Annotated in this window: 4 protein-coding genes; 2 read left to right on the forward strand and 2 right to left on the reverse strand. The window is 63.3% G+C overall.

Going from position 1 to position 3,129, the window contains the following annotated elements; all coding sequences use genetic code 11:
• Nucleotides 1-398 (reverse strand): GntR family transcriptional regulator (locus EOA60_RS25750; protein WP_164899529.1); only part of this gene is annotated, 398 nt, incomplete at its 3' end.
• Between the two features lie 187 nt (nucleotides 399-585).
• Between EOA60_RS25750 and EOA60_RS25755 the strand changes: the two genes are divergently transcribed.
• The gene (locus EOA60_RS25755) at nucleotides 586-1,599 is read left to right on the forward strand and encodes an SIS domain-containing protein (RefSeq protein ID WP_095824609.1); all 1,014 of its coding nucleotides are present in this window, start codon (nucleotides 586-588) and stop codon (nucleotides 1,597-1,599) included.
• A 32-nt stretch (nucleotides 1,600-1,631) separates the two neighbouring features.
• Nucleotides 1,632-2,447 (forward strand): PfkB family carbohydrate kinase, encoded by an 816-nt coding sequence (locus EOA60_RS25760; RefSeq protein WP_095824608.1) that lies wholly within the window; start codon nucleotides 1,632-1,634, stop codon nucleotides 2,445-2,447.
• Nucleotides 2,448-2,450: 3 nt separating this feature from the next.
• On the opposite strand, the gene EOA60_RS25765 is transcribed toward EOA60_RS25760, so the two are convergent.
• A partial coding sequence (locus tag EOA60_RS25765) for an amino acid ABC transporter permease (RefSeq protein WP_164899528.1) occupies nucleotides 2,451-3,129 on the reverse strand: 679 nt, incomplete at its 5' end.

Below are 3,129 nucleotides of genomic sequence, written 5' to 3' on the forward strand. Positions count from 1 at the left end.
CTTATGACGCGCTCTCCGTCGGCCAGCCGCAATTGCTGCTGGATCACCGGATCGGGCGTTTCCTCGGCGATCGACAGAACCTTGTTGATGGTGTCGTAGCCGTAATGGCGCGACATGTCGGTCACGCTTTCGAACATCGTTATCGGCCGGTCGACCTGCACGGCAGAGTTCGCCGTGACAAAGCGGCCGAGGCCGTGGGTGACGGAAATGGCGCCGTCCTGTTCGAGAAGTTTCAGCGCTTCGCGCAGGGCAGGGCGCGAGATGCGGAAGCGCTGCGTCAACTGCGACTCGGTCGGCAGCCGGTCGCCGGGCTTGAGCCCCTCGCTTCTGATCAGGTCGGCAAGGCGGTCGCGGAGCTGGACCGCCAGTGTGCGCGCATCCCGAAGCGGCTCGTCCAAGTCCGTGATCCCCATAGTGCCAACTCTCCTTTTGTTGTCGGACAATCGCGGCTAGGTCAAGCGGGGGCATGTCGTGGCGCCTCACTTGCTGCATACGCAATTGGACCGGAGCCGGTCCGCAAGATTTCTCTTGAAATGCGCTCAGCAAGATGTCAGTTGTCTTACAACAGATGCGATCGAGGGAACGATGCTCAATTTCGACGAAGCCCGGTTTGTACGCATTCAATCGGGGGCGGTGGCTTTGCGGGAGCGCATCGAAACCGCCGTTGCGCAATGTCTCGCCGCCGGGGCTCAAAACATCTTCTTCCTCGGCACCGGGGGCGCGGCGATTCTGATGCATCCGGCCGCACAATTGCTGCAGCGCCGGTCCGGCTTTCCCGCCTTCGTCGATATCACTGCCGAGCTGCAGCTTGCCCAATCCGTGCACCTGACCGAGAAATCGATCGTCGTGCTGCCTTCGCTCTCGGGCACCACCAAGGAAAGCGTGGCGCTGCTGGCTAGGATCAAGGAGATCGGAGCGACGGTGATCGCGCTGGTTGGGCATGAGGAGACGCCGCTCGGCAGGGGCGGGGACCACGTCTTCGTCAACTTCGCTGAGGACGACACCTCCTGCGAGTCCTTCTACCTCCAGTCGCTGTTCATCGCGCTTTCGGTGCTGAAGCATCGCGGCGAGCTGGCCGAATCCGAACGGATTTTCGCCGAGCTGGCGCAGTTGCCGCGATTGCTGCTGGAGGTGAAGCGGAGCTATGAAAAGCAAGCCGCCGACTTCGCCCAAAAACTGGCCGCCTCCGACTATCACATCATAACCGGCGCCGGGAACGTCTGGCCGCAGGCTTGGTATTACGGCATGTGCATCCTGGAAGAGATGCAATGGATCCGGACCCGTCCGGTGCATGCCTCCGATTTTTTCCACGGCACGCTGGAGCTGGTGGAAAAAGACGTGAGCGTTGTTCTCTTCAAGGGCGAGGACAGCGCCCGGCCGCTGGCCGAGCGGGTCGAGAATTTCGCAGCTAACTACACGGACAAGACGACGGTGCTCGACACGGCCGCCTTCGAACTGCCCGGCATTTCTGCGGACGTGCGCGCGCTGGTTTCGCCGGTCGTGCTGGCCACCGCCCTCGAACGCGTCAGTGCTCATCTCGAGGTAATCCGCAACCACCCGCTGACGACGCGCCGCTACTATAAACGCGTAGCCTATTGAGCGCGTGCCTTTAGCGGCGTAGCAGAGGGGATATGACGGCTCAATTTCGATTTGCCGCCGTCGGCGACAATTGCACTGACCGCCTCGGCTTGCCGATCGGGCGCTCGCTGGTCGGCGGCAACGCGCTCAACGTCGCCGTCCAGCTCGCCCGGCTTGGCAATAGGAGCTTCTATTTCGGTGCCGTTGGCCGCGACGCCGAAGGCGAGCGCACCCGCGCCGAGCTCGAAGCCAATCGGGTCGTGGTCGACCACCTGCGAGTCGGCGACCGCAACACCGCCTGGACCGACATCAAAGTGTTGCCGTCAGGTGAGCGGCTGATCGCCGCCGAGGATTTCGGCGCCTGCGCCGGATACGCGCCGCACGAGGCCGAACTTGCCATCATGGAGGCGATGGATCACGTCCATATCGGCTGGCTGGATGACGGCGGCGCCTTGCGCAGGCGCCTGTCGCGGGCAGGCGTCAGCGTCTCGCAGGACATTTCGGTCAACGCCGATCCGGCCAATCTCGGCGTCGAGGGCCTGAGCATAGCCTTCTGCTCGACCGGCGAACCCTATGGTGCCGCGGCGGCTATGGCGGTGGACCTTCTGTCGCGCGGCGCAGGCTGCGCCGTCGTCATGCGCGGTGCCGAGGGGTCGATGGCGTTCACTGCCCGCGAGCGCGCCGAGACCGGCATCCGTCCGGTCGCGGTCGTCGACACGACCGGCGCCGGCGACAGTTTCATTGCCGGCTTTCTCCACGCCTGGCTGGCCAAAAAGCCGCTGTTGCAATGTCTCGAAAGCGGCCGCGACCGCGCCGCGCTGACCTGCTGCCATCTCGGCGGCTTCCCCCAGGAGGGAATGCCGCACTGAAGTTCAGCGCTTCAGCGAGCGCCCGAACCGTTCCTCGATGCGGGACTGCAGGAATTCGAGCCCGATCGACAGCAGCCAGTAGATCATCGAGGCGGTGATCAGCATCTCGATGTGCCGGAACTCGGTCTGGCCCTGCGTGCGCGCCAGATACATGATCTCCCATACGCCGACCACCGAAATCAGCGAGGAATCCTTCAGCATCGCGATGAACTGGTTGCCGGTCGGGGGAACGATGACGCGCATCGCTTGCGGCAGGATCACCAGGAACATCGTCTGGTTGGGGCTGAGGCCAAGCGCGGTGGCGCCCTCGGTCTGGCCGCGCGGAATGCTTTCGATGCCGGCGCGGAAAATTTCGGTCATGTAGGCGCCGTAGCAAAGCGACAGCGCCATGATGCCGGCGGGCACGGCCCCGATCACGTAGCCGACCTGCGGCAGGCCGAGATAGATGATGTAGATCTGCATCAGCAACGGCAGCCCGCGGAACAGCGAGGTGTAGAACGTTGCCAGGCCATAGACGACGCCGTTCTTGGAGAGCTTGGCTATGGCGCCGATGAAGGCGATGACCGTGGCTATGGCGATCGAAATGGCGGAGATGTAGAGCGTCGTCACCACGCCCTGCGAGACGAGGAAGCCGATCTTCCTGGCAATGAAAGAGAACGACAGGTCGAAGGAATAGAAGAAC

Origin of the sequence: Mesorhizobium sp. M1A.F.Ca.IN.020.06.1.1 (genome assembly GCF_004023265.1) — a bacterium.
GTDB lineage: Bacteria > Pseudomonadota > Alphaproteobacteria > Rhizobiales > Rhizobiaceae > Mesorhizobium.